This window comes from Pseudoalteromonas sp. BDTF-M6 (genome assembly GCF_018334135.1).
GTDB lineage: Bacteria > Pseudomonadota > Gammaproteobacteria > Enterobacterales > Alteromonadaceae > Pseudoalteromonas.
In genome coordinates, this window is record NZ_JAGXTQ010000004.1 from 496,993 (window position 1) to 512,018 (window position 15,026).

A 15,026-nucleotide genomic window follows, 5' to 3' on the forward strand; every position below is an offset into this window, starting at 1 on the left:
GACTTGAGTACTAAAACTCACCCTGGAACCATTTAGTAATACGGCCCCACCAGTTACCCTCGTCCGCTTTCGATTTCGTTGCGTTGATCGACTGCATGGTCCGACCATATTGTAACAAACCTACGGCGGTTGCAAACGAGGGATCGCTTACATAATCGGTTAATCCCGTTATCCCTAGTGGACTACCGATACGCACCGGCATTTGGAAGATGTCTTCTGCCACTTCCAAAGCACCGGTCATCTTTGCACTGCCGCCGGTAACAACCAATCCGGCGGCAATTTGATCTTCAAAACCGGAGCGACGAATTTCTTCGAGCGCCAGTTCAAATAATTCTCTAAAACGCGGCTCAACCACCTCGGATAAGGTGTGGCGCGACATAATACGCGAAGGACGCCCGCCAACGCTAGGTACTTCAATTTGTTCTTCATTACTGGCCATTTGGCTGCTGGCACAGGCGTGCTGCACCTTAATGGCTTCGGCGTGAGAAATGGGCGTACGGAAAATCTTGGCAATATCGCCGGTTACCTGGTTACCCGCCACCGGGATCACCGCGGAATGACGTAAGGCGCCATTGATGTAAATGGTGATATCCATGGTACCGCCACCAATATCCAGTACCGCCACGCCCAGCTCTTTTTCGTCTTCGGTCAGCACCGAGTAACAGGACGCCAGGGCATTGAAAATAAGCTGGTCTACTTGCAGGCCACAGCGCTCGACACATTTTTCAATGTTTTTCGCCATGTCGTTGGAACAGGTAATGATATGGGCTTTGGCTTCCATGCGCACGCCGCTCATGCCGAGCGGGTTTTTAATGCCCTCTTGCATGTCGATACTGTATTCTTGCGGTAAGGCATGGAGCATCTTGCGCTCGGCTGAAATAGGCACGGAACGAGCAATGTGGATAACGTTGTCTATGTCTTCGTCGGTCACTTCGGTGTTGTTAATTGCCACCACACCGGTTTCGTTCTGACATTGAATATGCTTACCGGAAATACCCAGGTACACGGAGCTAATGCGGCAGTCGGCCATCAGCTCGGCTTCATCGATGGCACGACGGATAGACTCAGAAACCAGGTTCAAGTCATTGACGCCACCCTTATCCATACCATGGGATACCTGGCGGCCCACACCAACAATGCTGAGCTTGTTGTCATCGGTGATCTCACCGACCGTAGCCACCACTTTCGAGGTGCCCACATCCAAACCGATAACAAGGTTACGTTCTACTGACTTGGTCATACCTTACTCTTTTGTTCTTCTTCCGTTACTGCCAGCGGCTTAAATTGCACCGCAAGCCCGGTATCATATCGCAAATCAACGACATCTACTTGTACATCTTGACGTTTTTTCAAGTGCGGGTAGACATCAATAAATCTTTGTACGCGTTTTGCTTTATCATCTCGCCCCAAATTTAGGCGAATGCCGTTATCCAGCCATAACTGCCAGGCAAAACGCTCAGACAACGCCAGACTCGATAATTTAAGGTTGTTAACCGCAAACAGTTCCTCGAAGCGATTAAAGGTCTGCCAGGCTTCCAGCTCGCTGCCCTCGGGGCCGAACAAACTTGGCAATGAGTCCTTTATGCCTTCTTGCGGCGCGGTAAACACTTGTCCTCGGCTATTGAGCAATTGGTCATCATTCCAAAACGCCACCGCCTTATGTTCCACCACATACACCTGCAAGGTATCCGGCCATTGCTTGCGCACCGAAGCACTGGCAACCCAAGGTAAATCGGTGACCAGCTCCTGCACCTGCTTTACATCAAGCTCAAAAAAGCTGTCCAAATCCGCCTGCTTAATGGCCTCGATAATGGCCCGCTCGGCGGTGTATTTGGGCTCGCCCAACACCTGCAACTGCTTCAGCTGGGCATCTTTATCCCGAACCAGCCAGTCGGAGAAGTTGAAGGTCAACTTCAGCACCAGGAACACCACCAGCAGAAAAAAGCTCAAGCCAAACAGCAGCGACCAATTGGTTCCCTGTTTAAGTTCGCTCAGCTTTTCCCTTAATGTCGCCATTTACAGAGTTTGCTCCAAAATTTTGACTACAAGCGCGGTAAAATCCACGCCCGTAGCTTTGGCCGCCATGGGTACCAAGGATTTTTCCGTCATCCCAGGCACGGTATTCACCTCAAGCAGGTAGAACTCTCCGTCGGCACCCTGCATGGCATCGACTCGGCCCCAGCCTTTGGCTCCCACCAGATTAAAGGCCTGCTCCGCCATTTCTTGCAGCTGCGCCGTTTGCGCTGCGCTCAGATCCGCAGGACAGTAATACTCCGTGGTGCTCGATTGATACTTGGCCTGATAGTCATAAAAACCGCTTGGCGTGCGCATCTCAATGACCGGCAGCGCCTTGTCAGTCAAAATCGATACGGTAAATTCGCGGCCACTCAGCCACTGCTCAACCAGTACCTCATCGTCAAACTTAAATGCCGCTTCCAGAGCTTGTGCCAGCTCCTCAGCATTGTTGGCCTCGGCCATACCGATACTCGAGCCTTCATGAGAAGGCTTCACCATCACATGACCCAGTTGCTCTATAATTTCAGCGCAATCGAAACCCTGACTTTTCGACACCACCACGTAAGGGGCGGTACGCAGACCCGCCACCTGAAACAGGTGTTTACAGCGAATTTTATCCATCGCCAGGGCCGAACCCAAGACGCCAGAACCGGTATAAGGTAAGCCCATAAATTCCAGGGCCCCTTGCAAGGTGCCATCCTCACCGCCACGGCCGTGCAGGGCGATAAAGACACGGTCAAAACCTTCTTGCGCAAGTTCGTGCAAGGGACGCTCTGCCGGGTCAAACAGATGCGCATCAACACCGGTCTGAATAAAGGCCGCATGCACTGCGCTGCCGGACTTAAGCGACACTTCGCGCTCGGCAGATGAACCACCTAGTAAAACTGCTACCTTGCCAAATGGCTGATTCATGACGACACCTGCTGTAACTTTTCAATCTGTAATTCGGTTGCGGCCAGCTTTTTAACCAGCTGACCTATATTGCCCGCCCCTTGAGTGATCACCAGATCGTCATCAGCCAAGGTGGTAGCAAGAACGCTCGCTAATTCGTTATTATTCGCCACGTGTAAGGGCTCTTTACCACGCTGGCGCAGACTGCGGCACAGGCTTTTTGAGTCGGCACCCACAATCGGCTCTTCCCCGGCGGCGTAAACATCAAGCAAAATTAGCTGGTCGACGTCGCCCAATACCTTAACGAAGTCTTCGTATAGGTCGCGGGTGCGGCTATAACGGTGCGGCTGATAGATCATCACCAGGCGCTTTTGCGGCCAACCGTCGCGGGCCGCCTTAATGGTGGCTGCCACCTCACTGGGGTGATGACCATAGTCATCCACCAGCATCACCTTGCCACGCTCATTGGTAAACTCACCATAATGCTGGAAGCGACGGCCAATGCCTTCGAACTTCTCCAACGCCTGTAAAATCGCGGTGTCCCCAATCCCCTCATCCTTAGCAACGGCGATGGCCGCTGTGGCATTCAGGGCATTGTGTTTACCCGGCATATTCAGGGTCACCTCAAGACGCTCCCCCTGTTTCGAGGTCACCGTAAAGGAGCAGGTGCTGGCATCCTGGGTAAAGTCGGCCAGACGATAATCCGCACCTTCATGTTCACCGTAGGTGGTGACCTGACGAGAAAAGCGTGGGATCAGTTCACGGGCCACCGGCGAGTCGATGCAAACCACGGCCAAACCGTAAAACGGCAGGTTATGGATGAATTCCACATAGGTGTCCTTCATTTTCTCCAGACTGCCCTCGTAGGTATCCATGTGATCTTCTTCAATGTTAGTGATCACAGAAACCATGGGCTGCAGGTGTAAGAAGGAAGCATCGCTCTCGTCGGCTTCGGCAATGAGGAAACGACTTGAGCCCACTTTGGCATTACTGCCGGCGCTATTAAGCAAGCCACCGATGATAAAGGTGGGATCCAGCTTAGCCTCGGCAAAAATACTGGCAACCAAACTGGTGGTGGTGGTTTTACCATGGGTACCGGCAATGGCGATACCATGACGAAAACGCATCAGCTCGGCCAACATTTCCGCACGGCGCACGATAGGAATACGCGCGTTACGGGCGGCGATAATCTCTGGGTTCTGTTCATTGATGGCGGTAGAGACCACCACCACAGAAGCATCTTTCACATTGTTCTGATCATGACCGATAAACACTTCGGCACCGGCTTTGATCAAGCGCTCCGTCATCGCACTTTGAGCAATGTCAGAACCCGTGATGCGATACCCTTCATAGGCTAGTACTTCGGCAATACCGCCCATACCGGCACCACCTATGCCGATAAAATGAATGGTTTCAACGCGGCGCATGGCCGGTCGTTGCCCTTGTTGTTGCGTGCCCTGCTGTTGGGCTGTGCCTGTTGTTACTGTCATTAACTATACTGCTCACATTGTTTTGCAACCGCTGCGGTTGCATCGAGTTTGGCCAGCGCCTTCGCGCGCTTACCCATCTCGGTAATTAATTGGGGCTGCTGAAAATACGGCGCTAGCGCCTCAACCACGGCGGCTTGATGGAAATCGCCTTGCTGCATACATAAGGCCGCATCGCCGCCGACCAAATACTGGGCATTGGCGGTTTGATGGTCGTCCACGGCATGTGGAAATGGCACAAACAAGGCCATGCGACCGGCGGCCGCCACTTCACTCACGGTCAAAGCACCGGCGCGGCAAATAACCAGGTCAGCCCAAGCATAGGCGGCATCCATATCGTCGATAAAGTCGCTCACCTTGGCCTCAAGTTGATGCATCTGATATTGCTCCTGCACCTTGCTGGAGCGGCCCTTACCGGTTTGATGCCACAGCGCCAGGGTGTGTTTTTTTGCCAGTTCGGCGAACACCGCAGGCAAGGTATCATTTAATACCTGCGCTCCCAACGAGCCGCCCACAACTAGGATGTTGATGGGCGCAGTAACCTCTGGTGGGGCGATATTCATTAGCGACTGGCGTACCGGGTTACCGACCACCTGAAAATCGCTTTGTGGCAAGGCGCCGGGAAAAGCGCCCAAACAGCTGTTAGCCAGCTTGGCCAGCAACTTATTACTCATGCCGGCCACGGCATTTTGCTCATGGATCACTAAGGGGATCCCCAGGCTTTTCGCCGCCAGACCCACAGGCCCGGTTACATAGCCGCCCATGGCCAACACCGCCGCAGGGCGACGTTTCTTTAGAATCTTACGTGCCGCAAAAAACGCCTTGGCTATCATCAAGGGCGCTTGGAACAGGCGTTTTAAGCCGTTACCACGTACGCCCTGAGCGCGAATAAAGTCGATGTCGATGCCGTGTTTGGGCACCACATCCGCTTCCATTCTATCATCCGTGCCGATCCAGGAGACCTGCCAATCCTGCTCGCGCAGGTATTGGGCCACGGCGATGCCGGGGAAAATATGCCCGCCTGTGCCGCCGGCAACCACTACCAATGATTTATTCATGCCGCCTCCTGTACTGCTGTGGGGCTTGGTGCCACGCGACGATGACCACGGGCGTTGCCCCTGGAAGTCGCCTGCTTGGTTGCCATCTTGGTTTCAAAATCGATGCGGAATAATACCCCGGCGGCAATGGCCATCACCAGCAAACTCGAGCCACCGTAGGAGATAAAAGGCAAGGTCAGCCCCTTGGTCGGTAAGATACCGGCGCTGGCGCCGACATTGACCATGGACTGAAATGCAAACCAAATGCCTATACCCAGGGCTAAATAACCTTCGTATTCTTTATTGGCCTTCAGCGCACGCTGACCAATAAGCAACGCCCGAAATACCAAGGTGCCTAATAACACCAACACGGTGAACACACCGACAAAACCCAGCTCTTCTGCGACCACGGCAAAAATAAAGTCATTGTGGGCGTGCGGCATATATTGCAACTTTTGCACACTGTTACCCAAGCCCTGACCAAACCAGCCCCCCTGGCCATAAGCCATTAGCGACTGCACCAGCTGATAACCTTTACCGAAGGGATCATCCCAAGGCTCCAAAAAGCCCACGACCCGGGCCCAACGATAGGGTTCAAAGACGATCAGGGCGATCACCAGGCCAATACCCGAGAGCATCAAAGCAAAGAACTGCCACAACTTGGCACCGGCCAAAAACAGCAGGCCAACCGTGGTCACGAACATCACCACCACGGTGCCAAGATCCGGTTGTAACAAAATCAAACCAGCGTACAGAACAAACACGCTGATGGGTTTCACAAAGCCCTTAAAGTTTTCCTGAACCTCGTCACGCTTACGCACCAGGTAGCCAGCCAAGTAACTAAAGAAGAACAGCTTAGCCACTTCCGAGGCCTGAATATTGATAGGGCCAAAGGGGATCCAACGCTTCGAGCCATTGATTTCATTGCCTAGTACCAGCACCGCGATAAGCAGGCCCAAGCCCATAAACAAGAGATAGGTGTTGGCGACCTTCCACCACTGCATTTTCAAACTGGTTGCCAGGGTGAATAAGAACAGCGCCATCACCATAAACACCGCCTGGCGCACCATAATATGATAAGGGTTGTCGAACAGGCGCTCGGCCTCTGGCATGGAGGCACTGGTCACCATGACAAAACCAATCCCCACTAAACACAACAGGGTATAAAGCAAGGGCACATCGTATAACTGACCCGAGGGCTTTAGATGCAACAGGTCTTTAATGCGATCCCAGTTCATGCCTCCCCCTCATGCACTTGCTGTGCAAAATCGTTTCCGCGCATCATGTAATTGGCATACATATCCAGGCTGGCACAGGCCGGTGCCAACAAGACGATATCGCCAGGACGAGCACAGGCTTTAGCGCAGCGTACCGCCGCCGCCATATCGTTCACCTGATGACTGCCGGGCTTCAGTGCGGCAATGGCTGCGCCGTCTTTGCCCAAACAAATTAGTTCAGCGACCTGATTGAGTAACGGCTCTTGCAAGGGCGTTAAATCGGCACCCTTAGCATCGCCACCGGCAATTAAAATTAAGCGTCCCGGCTCGTCGGCAAAGCCGTTAATCGCGGCTATGGTGGCGCCCACATTGGTGGCCTTGGAATCATTGAAGTAGCGTACCTCATTGAGGGTATCTACATACTGGCAGCGGTGATCCAAGCCGGTAAATTCCTGTAACGCCCGCTCAAAAACGCCGGCATCAAAGGCAAAGGGGTGACATAAGGCCATCACAGCCAATACATTCAAGCGATTATGGCTGCCTGGCAGCAAGCTGCTGGCGCAAGGTAAAATGGGCTGCTGGCGAAAGGCAAAGTAGGCTTCGGCTTGGTGCATCATAGTATGGTAGTCGCCCTGCGCTAAACCAAAGCTCATGCGCTCGGCGCTATTGTCCTGTCCCGGTGCGGTATCGGCATCGTCACTGTTGTAAACGGCCAGCTCGCAGCCCTGATAGATGCGCTGTTTGGCATCGATATAGCCGCCCATATCCTCATATCTGTCCATGTGATCTTCACACAGATTCAAAATACAGGCGCTTTTGGCCGCCAGGCTGGAGGTGGTTTCCAACTGGAAGCTCGATAACTCTAAAACATAGGCATCGGCGTCCAAAGCCAGTAAATCCAGCACCGCGGTGCCGATATTACCACCTAGACCAATATGCAGGCCGCCGCGCTCAAGCACCTTGGCTAGCAGGGAAACCACGGTCGACTTGCCGTTTGAGCCGGTCACCGCCAACACCGGCTTGGTATTGATGCGGGCAAACAACTCAACATCGCCAATCACTTCCACACCGGCGGCAATGGCCTGCTGCACTTGTGGGGTAGCCAGTGCCAATCCGGGGCCGATCAAGATTAAGTCGAAGGATGTCAGGTCGGCTTCTGCTAAGGGACCAAAACGCTGCTCCAGGTGCGGCACATGAGAGTCTAACCACAACTGAGTAGGCACCTGCTGACGCGAGTCGATAAGCACTGGCGCCAATTTATGGGCATGCAAAAAACGCACTGTGCCCAGACCGGAAACTCCCAGCCCAAGCACCGCAATACGTTTATTTTTAAGCGTCTTTAAATAGCCCATTTACCTGATCTTCAATGTTGCCAATCCAGCAAGTACCAGCACGATGGAAATAATCCAAAAGCGCACGATCACGCGCGGCTCCGGCCAGCCCTTTAATTCGTAATGGTGGTGAATAGGCGCCATGCGGAATATCCGCTCGCCCCGTAACTTGTATGAGCCCACCTGCAAGATCACAGACACCGCCTCCATGACGAAGACCCCGCCCATAATCACTAGCACCAGCTCCTGACGTACCAGCACGGCGATAATGCCAAGCGCACCGCCCAGGGCCAATGAGCCCACATCGCCCATAAAGACCTGCGCCGGGTAGGTGTTAAACCACAAGAAACCCAGGCCAGCACCGACGATGGCGGTACAGACCACAACCAGCTCACTGGTCAGTGGCAAATGCGGCAGATGCAGATAGCTTGAGAAGTTCGCATGACCGGTCACATAGGCCATGATGGCCAGCGCCGACGCCACTAAAATGGTTGGCACTATGGCCAGGCCGTCAAGACCATCGGTGAGGTTAACGGCATTGGACGTACCGACCACCACAAAATAAGTCATGATGATGTAGAAAAGTCCAAGCTGCGGCATCACATCCTTAAAGAAGGGCACGATTAATGCGGTTTCCGCCGCCTGTTGCGAGCTGGCATACAGGGCAAAGGCGACGACCAGGGCAATCACCGACTGCCAGAAGTATTTCCATTTGGCAATCAGACCCTTAGGGTCTTTGCGTATAACTTTACGATAATCATCGATAAAGCCGACAACGCCCAAAGAGCCAATCACAAACAAGGTGGCCCACACGTATTTATTGCTTAAATCGGCCCATAACAGGGTACTGACAAAAATTGCTCCCAGGATCAACAAGCCCCCCATGGTTGGGGTGCCCGACTTGCTTAAGTGAGACTGCGGACCGTCGTCACGTACGGTTTGTCCGATCTGCATGCGCTGTAAGGCGGCAATGAGTTTCGGACCAAAATACAAAGACAGCATCAGCGCCGTCAAAATTCCTAAGATGGCTCGAAGCGTCAAATAAGAAAATACATTAAACCCGCTGTAAAACTGGGTTAGGTATTCAGCCAGCCACACTAACATTACTTCTCTCCCTCGCCGGCTAACTGTTTGCCATGCGCCACTAAATCTTCCACTAAAAGCTCCATGCGAGAACTGCGCGATCCCTTCACGACTACCGTAATTTTTTGTTGTGTCTGTCGTAAGTCCTTAAGCATTTGCTCAAGAAGTTGGTCGCGCCCAGAAAAGTGGCGTCCGGCTTGTTCATAGACATCACTGGCGTAACGGCTTAATACGCCCAGAGAATAGACGGCTTCAATGCCTTTTTGCTTAGCATATTCACCTACTTGTTGATGGTATTGTCGTGCGCCTTCGCCGAGTTCATTCATGTCGCCGAGAGCTAATACCCGATACCCCGGCACCTGCGCCAACAAGTCAATGGCCGCTTGTACCGATCTCACGTTGGCATTGTAAGTATCATCAATGACTGTAAGCTGACTTGTTACCTCGATAATATTCACGCGCCCTTTTACCTGCGCCATATTGGCCAGGCCACTGGCCACGTCCGCAAGGCTACAGCCCAAGCTGCTGGTTAATGCCGCCGCGATGAGCACATTGGTGACATTGTGTTGGCCGGGCATGGCCAGGGTCACGGCAACACGCTCATCCTTATTGCAAAGCATAAAGGAAGGTCGAGCCAGGGCGTCTAATGTCACCTCTTCGGCCCATACATCCAGGTGTTCGCTGGTCGAAAACTGTTTAACCTGGCGGGTGCCCAGACCATCGAGCCATTGTTGTTTAAACTCGCTGTCGGCATTGATCACCGCCACACCGTCCTCGGCCAAACCGGTGAAAATTTCACCCTTGGCGGTGGCCACCCCCTGCAGGGAACCGAATCCTTCCAGATGTGCCTCGGCCACATTACAAACCACAGCCACATCCGGCTTGGTCAGCGCCGTGGTATAGGCAATTTCGCCAAGATGATTAGCACCGAGCTCGATCACCGCATATTGATGCTGAGGCTCAAGGCGTAACAAGGTCAGTGGCACGCCGATATCGTTATTGAAGTTACCCTTGGTGGCCAGCACCGAGCCTTTTTGCGCCAAAATGGCGGCACACATTTCTTTAACCGTGGTTTTGCCCACGCTGCCAGTGATAGCAATGGTTTTCGGGGCAACCTCGGCTTTTACCGCGGCACCAATTTGCCCAAGGGCAATACGGGTATCGGCCACTACCAGCTGAGGTAAATGGGTTTCTACCGGATGAGCCACGATCACCGCCACCGCGCCTTGACGCTCGGCAACATCGATAAAGTTGTGGCCATCAAAGTTAGGGCCTTGCAACGCTAAAAACACCTCGCCGTCGCATAAGGTGCGGGTATCTGTATTGATATTGCTCAGGCTGCTGTTGCTGCCCTGATAGCTAATACCCAAGGTCTTGGCTAGCCAATCTAAGTCCATACTGATCATGATGTTGCTCCTTGTGCCAATAACTGCTGCACCAGGGTGCGATCACAAAACGGCAATACCTGATCGCCGATAATCTGGTAATCCTCATGGCCCTTACCGGCGATAAGCACTATATCGCCTAGCTGCGCCTGAGTAATGGCCAAGGCAATGGCCTTGGCGCGGTCGATTTCATACTGCACATCGACGTTGGCACTGAAACCAGCGCGGATATCATCGAGGATGGCTTGCGGGTCTTCACTGCGCGGATTGTCACTGGTGACCACGATACGGTCGGCGTACTTTTGCGCCGCCTTGGCCATCAAGGGACGCTTGCCCTTGTCGCGGTCGCCACCACAGCCAAATACGCAGGTGACCTTACCATGGGCATGCTGATGCAGCGCCTGCAGGGCCAACTCGATGGCATCCGGGGTATGAGCATAATCGACCACGCAGGTCAGGCCATTAGCGGCGCTATAGGCCTGCATACGTCCAGCAACAGGTTGCAGCTGCTTGCACGCCGCCAACAACTGCTCCAAGGGGTAACCCAGCCCCAGCAAGGTGGCCAACGCAGCCCCCAGGTTATAGAGGTTAAACTCGCCAAACAGAGGTAAGGTGACTTCGCCCTCGCCCCAGCTGCTGTCGATATGCGCCTTTAAGCCGTGAGGCAGGAATTCCACCTTGCTGAAATACAGGTAATGGCCATGGGTTGGCGGCAGCGTTTTACGGCCATACACCACCAACTCGGGGAAGTCGTATTTTTCCAGCCAGGTTTGTGCCACCGCATCGTCCTGATTGAGCACTACCAGCTCGGCATCGCAATCGCGCATCAGGATCAGCTTGGCATCGCCGTAGCTTTGCATATCGCCATGGTAGTCGAGGTGATCCCGCGATAAATTAGTGAATACCGCGGCCTTAAAACGGCTGTTGGCAACACGCCCCTGGATCAGGCCATGAGACGACACTTCCATCGCCACCAGCTGTTTTTGCTGCTCTTTTAGCAGAGCAAAAATCTGTTGTAACTCGACGCTCGAGGGCGTGGTGTTGGCCAGTTCATTAAGATTGTCCAGCTCACCCCAGCCTAAGGTGCCGATAATGGCACTGGGGCGTTGGCAATGCTGAGCCAGGGAGGCGATCATCGCCGTGGTCGAGGACTTGCCATTGGTGCCGGTTACCCCGACCAAATCAAAGGCGTGACTGGGCTGACCATAAAAGCTCGCCGCCAGCTCGCTCAAACGCAGACTGAGACGCTCAATAACGATAATGCGCTCATCGTCGCAATTAAGTTCACAGCGACTGTCGGCAATCACCGCACTGGCGCCTTGGGCGATGGCTTGCTGAGCAAACTGACCGCCATCGAGTTGATGACCTTTAATGGCCACAAACACATCGCCACGTTGAACGCGGCGACTATCTAATTGTAATTCGTTGACCAAGCCTATCTCGGTATCGATTCCCCAAGGGGCGAGTACTTCGCGAAGATTACGCATCTCCACCTCCTTTTACTGCTAGGTTGGCTACCGGTTCTAAGTCGGGCGCCACGTTAAGAATACGCAGCGCATTGGAAATTATTTCGGCAAACGCCGGACCCGCTGTGGCGCCGCCATAATACACATCGCCACCGGGTTCGTTGACCATGACCACCACGGCCAGGCGCGGATCGCTGACCGGGCCGACGCCGGCAAAATAGCCGACATATTCGTCGCCGTAACCACCGGCTACCGCTTTCTTAGAAGTACCTGTCTTCGCTGCGACGCGATAACCGTCGACCTTCACCTTGGATGCGGTGCCGCCTTTCTCAAATACGCTTTCCATCATTTCGACAACGGCTTTGGCGTCTTGTTCTTGAAAAACGCGCTCTCCGGGTAAGGGTTCTTCTTGTTTTAATATGGTCAGTGGGCGTGAAATGCCGCCGGCACCCAGGGTCGCGTAAAAGCGCGCCAATTGGGCCGTACTCACCGAAATGGCATAACCGAACGACAATGTAGCAATTTCAAAATCAGACCAGCGACGGTTAGGATAAAACAAGCCGCTGCTTTCGCCTATCATGCCCGTGCCGGTTTCGCTGCCAAAGCCAACGCGCTCGAACAGGCCGACAAAATAGTCTTTAGGCAGATCTTGTGAAATTTTCGCCACCCCCATGTTACTTGAGACCTTGAGGATCTCGCGCAGCGACATCTCGCCACGGTTACGGGTGTCTTGTACCAGACTGCCACCGACGCGCATCCAGCCCGGGTAGGTGTCTATGGTGTCCTTGGCGTCGAGATTGCCATAGTCCAAACCGGCCAAAATGGTCAGCGGCTTAATGGTTGAACCCGGCTCGAATAAATCGGTAATGGCGCGGTTACGACGCTTGTGCGGCGCCGCATCTTCCAAATTATTGGGATTAAACGAAGGGCTGTTAACCATGGCCAGGATCTCGCCGGTTTTAACATCCACCACCATGGCGGAGCCGGACGTGGCCTTGTAGGTCAACACCGCCGATTTAAGTGCTTTATAGGCAATAACCTGAATACGCTGGTCGATAGACAGCTGAATGTCTTCCGGTTCCACACGCTGACGTTCATCCAACACTGCCACTTCACGGCCGCGGGCATCCTTACGTATGGTGCGACGCCCTTCGGTGCCGGTCAGCGCTTCGTCATAGAGCTTTTCAATCCCCTCGATACCATGGCCGTCGATATTGGTAAAACCGAGCACATGGGCGGTTACCTCACCGGCCGGGTAATAACGTTTGGACTCGTCAAGCAGGTGCACGCCGGGCAGGTTTAACTCATCGATATAATTAGCCACCGCTGGTGTTACCTGACGTTTTAGGTAGATAAAACGACGGTCTTTATCGCCGGTTAAACGGGTATCGACATTGGTGCGCTCTAAGCGCAGCACATCGGCCAGCTCACGCCAGCGCATATCCTGCTTGTAAAAGGCAGATTTAAGTTCGGCCAGGTGCTCTGGACGGTCGAGAATATCCTGGGGATCTTCCCCTTGCTTTTTCGCGCGCTTAACCACCTTGCTTTGCAGGTACTTGTCGATGGCTTTAGGATCGGCATAAACACTGACCACGGGCACACTTACCGCCAGCTCTTTGCCTTGACGGTCGAAGATCATGCCGCGCTGCACATGGAGTTTTTCTACCCGCACCGTGCGCTTGGCATTTTCGCTGCGCGCCTTATCCGGTTCAATTACCTGCAAATAGGCGGCACGGGCCACCAAAGTCACAAAAACCAGCAGCACAGCAGCGCATACCAGCACAAAGCGCCAGGTAATTAAATTGTTTGCATTGCTTTTGCGTTTCGTTGCTCTCATGGCACTATCACCACTTCTTCATCTTCGCTGGTTGGTCGTTTCATGTTCAGCTGCTCGGTGGCAATTTGCTCTATCCGTGCATGCTGAGAATAAAATTCTTCTTCTACCAATAAGTAACGCCAATTTAGATCAAGCTCATCACGTTCCTGCAGCAGTTTATCCTGAGCGATCAGCTGCGCCCGCGATAAGTGCGTCACCTGGACTATGGCTAACGCACTGAACAGAATAGAAAAAAGCAGCCCCAACGTTAGCTTGTTGTCAATCAATCCCCGTATTATCTCGACGAAGAGGTTTGGTTGGCGTTTTACTGGTTGTTGGCTCATCCCAATCTCTCGGCAACACGAAGGACGGAGCTGCGCGCACGGCTATTGCGAGCGATCTCTTCATCACTCGGCTTAATGGCTTTGCCTACTGCCTTTAACGTCAGTTCTTTATTTAATTGTGCATCGGTTAATGGCAGACCTCTAGGCACAGCCTCTCCCTTGCTCTGCTTCTTGATAAATTGTTTTACGATTCGGTCTTCCAACGAATGGAAGGAAATTACCACCAGGCGACCACCGGGTTTAAGCACCGACAGAGATGCCTGCAGCGCGGTTTGAATCTCTTCCAGTTCGCTGTTGATATAAATACGAATGGCCTGGAAGGTACGTGTGGCCGGGTGCTTGTGTTTGTCTTTTACCGGCACCGCCTCGTCAATTAACTGTGCCAATTGCGCCGTAGAGTTAATCTCGGTGTGTGCTCGGGTTTCGATGATCTTGGTGGCAATACGGCGGGCAAATTTCTCTTCGCCGTACTTTTTAAACACAAACACCATGTCCTCTAATTCAGCCTCGGCCAACCACTGAGCGGCACTGCGCCCCTGGCTTGGGTCCATGCGCATATCCAGCGGGCCGTCTTTCATAAAGCTGAAGCCGCGTCCGGCATCATCCAGCTGCGGCGAAGAAACGCCGATATCCAGCAGGATACCGTCGACCTGACCTGTGATCCCAGCCGCCTCGGCAACCTCATCGAGACGCGAAAAGCGGCTATGGGCAATGCTAAAACGAGGATCATCGGCAAAGCGCTTGGCGGCAGCAATGGCCGTAGGGTCCTGATCTATGGCCTGCAAGCGGCCCTTTTCTCCCAAACGGGCAAGAATCTCGCTGGAGTGGCCGCCACGGCCAAAGGTACCATCGATGTAAATGCCGTCTGGCTTAATTGCTAAGGCATCAATGGTTTCCGTCATCAGTACGGAGATGTGTTGAAATTCTTCGCTCATGCGTGTGCTCGCGCCCTA

The 15,026-nt window shown here is 53.4% G+C and carries 13 protein-coding genes; all 13 read right to left on the reverse strand.

Going from position 1 to position 15,026, the window contains the following annotated elements; translation table 11 throughout:
• Positions 1 to 10: 10 nt before the first annotated feature.
• The 13 genes from ftsA to rsmH are packed head-to-tail and all read right to left on the reverse strand — an operon-like array spanning position 11 to position 15,008.
• Positions 11 to 1,240 carry a cell division protein FtsA gene (ftsA, locus tag KD147_RS12185; protein ID WP_212548031.1) on the reverse strand — a complete coding sequence of 410 codons (1,230 nt, stop codon included), beginning with the start codon at positions 1,238 to 1,240 and terminating at the stop codon, positions 11 to 13.
• Positions 1,237 to 2,016, reverse strand: coding sequence for a cell division protein FtsQ/DivIB (locus KD147_RS12190; RefSeq protein ID WP_212548032.1), 780 nt, complete (start codon positions 2,014 to 2,016; stop codon positions 1,237 to 1,239). The genes ftsA and KD147_RS12190 overlap by 4 nt, the downstream gene beginning before the upstream one ends.
• Complete coding sequence (locus KD147_RS12195; protein WP_212548033.1) at positions 2,017 to 2,928, reverse strand: D-alanine--D-alanine ligase; 912 nt, start codon at positions 2,926 to 2,928, stop codon at positions 2,017 to 2,019.
• A complete protein-coding gene (murC, locus tag KD147_RS12200) occupies positions 2,925 to 4,397 on the reverse strand; it encodes a UDP-N-acetylmuramate--L-alanine ligase (protein ID WP_212548034.1) in 1,473 nt (490 codons plus the stop codon). Before murC ends, KD147_RS12195 begins: the two co-directional genes overlap by 4 nt.
• Positions 4,397 to 5,452 (reverse strand): undecaprenyldiphospho-muramoylpentapeptide beta-N-acetylglucosaminyltransferase, encoded by a 1,056-nt coding sequence (gene murG / locus KD147_RS12205; RefSeq protein WP_212548035.1) that lies wholly within the window; start codon positions 5,450 to 5,452, stop codon positions 4,397 to 4,399. Before murG ends, murC begins: the two co-directional genes overlap by 1 nt.
• On the reverse strand, positions 5,449 to 6,669 hold the full coding sequence (ftsW, locus tag KD147_RS12210) for a cell division protein FtsW (RefSeq protein WP_212548036.1): 1,221 nt from the start codon (positions 6,667 to 6,669) through the stop codon (positions 5,449 to 5,451). Before ftsW ends, murG begins: the two co-directional genes overlap by 4 nt.
• Positions 6,666 to 8,000 (reverse strand): UDP-N-acetylmuramoyl-L-alanine--D-glutamate ligase, encoded by a 1,335-nt coding sequence (gene murD, locus KD147_RS12215; RefSeq protein WP_212548037.1) that lies wholly within the window; start codon positions 7,998 to 8,000, stop codon positions 6,666 to 6,668. Before murD ends, ftsW begins: the two co-directional genes overlap by 4 nt.
• Complete coding sequence (gene mraY, locus KD147_RS12220) at positions 8,001 to 9,083, reverse strand: phospho-N-acetylmuramoyl-pentapeptide-transferase (RefSeq protein WP_105188514.1); 1,083 nt, start codon at positions 9,081 to 9,083, stop codon at positions 8,001 to 8,003.
• On the reverse strand, positions 9,083 to 10,468 hold the full coding sequence (locus KD147_RS12225; protein ID WP_212548038.1) for a UDP-N-acetylmuramoyl-tripeptide--D-alanyl-D-alanine ligase: 1,386 nt from the start codon (positions 10,466 to 10,468) through the stop codon (positions 9,083 to 9,085). The genes mraY and KD147_RS12225 overlap by 1 nt, the downstream gene beginning before the upstream one ends.
• A complete protein-coding gene (gene murE / locus KD147_RS12230; protein ID WP_212548039.1) occupies positions 10,465 to 11,934 on the reverse strand; it encodes a UDP-N-acetylmuramoyl-L-alanyl-D-glutamate--2,6-diaminopimelate ligase in 1,470 nt (489 codons plus the stop codon). The genes KD147_RS12225 and murE overlap by 4 nt, the downstream gene beginning before the upstream one ends.
• Entirely contained in the window at positions 11,927 to 13,750 is a 1,824-nt protein-coding gene (locus KD147_RS12235; RefSeq protein WP_212548040.1) for a peptidoglycan D,D-transpeptidase FtsI family protein, read from the reverse strand. Before KD147_RS12235 ends, murE begins: the two co-directional genes overlap by 8 nt.
• Positions 13,747 to 14,073, reverse strand: a complete 327-nt coding sequence (gene ftsL, locus KD147_RS12240; protein WP_105188517.1) for a cell division protein FtsL — start codon at positions 14,071 to 14,073, stop codon at positions 13,747 to 13,749. The genes KD147_RS12235 and ftsL overlap by 4 nt, the downstream gene beginning before the upstream one ends.
• The gene (gene rsmH / locus KD147_RS12245; protein ID WP_105199360.1) at positions 14,070 to 15,008 is read right to left on the reverse strand and encodes a 16S rRNA (cytosine(1402)-N(4))-methyltransferase RsmH; all 939 of its coding nucleotides are present in this window, start codon (positions 15,006 to 15,008) and stop codon (positions 14,070 to 14,072) included. The genes ftsL and rsmH overlap by 4 nt, the downstream gene beginning before the upstream one ends.
• Positions 15,009 to 15,026 lie beyond the last annotated feature (18 nt).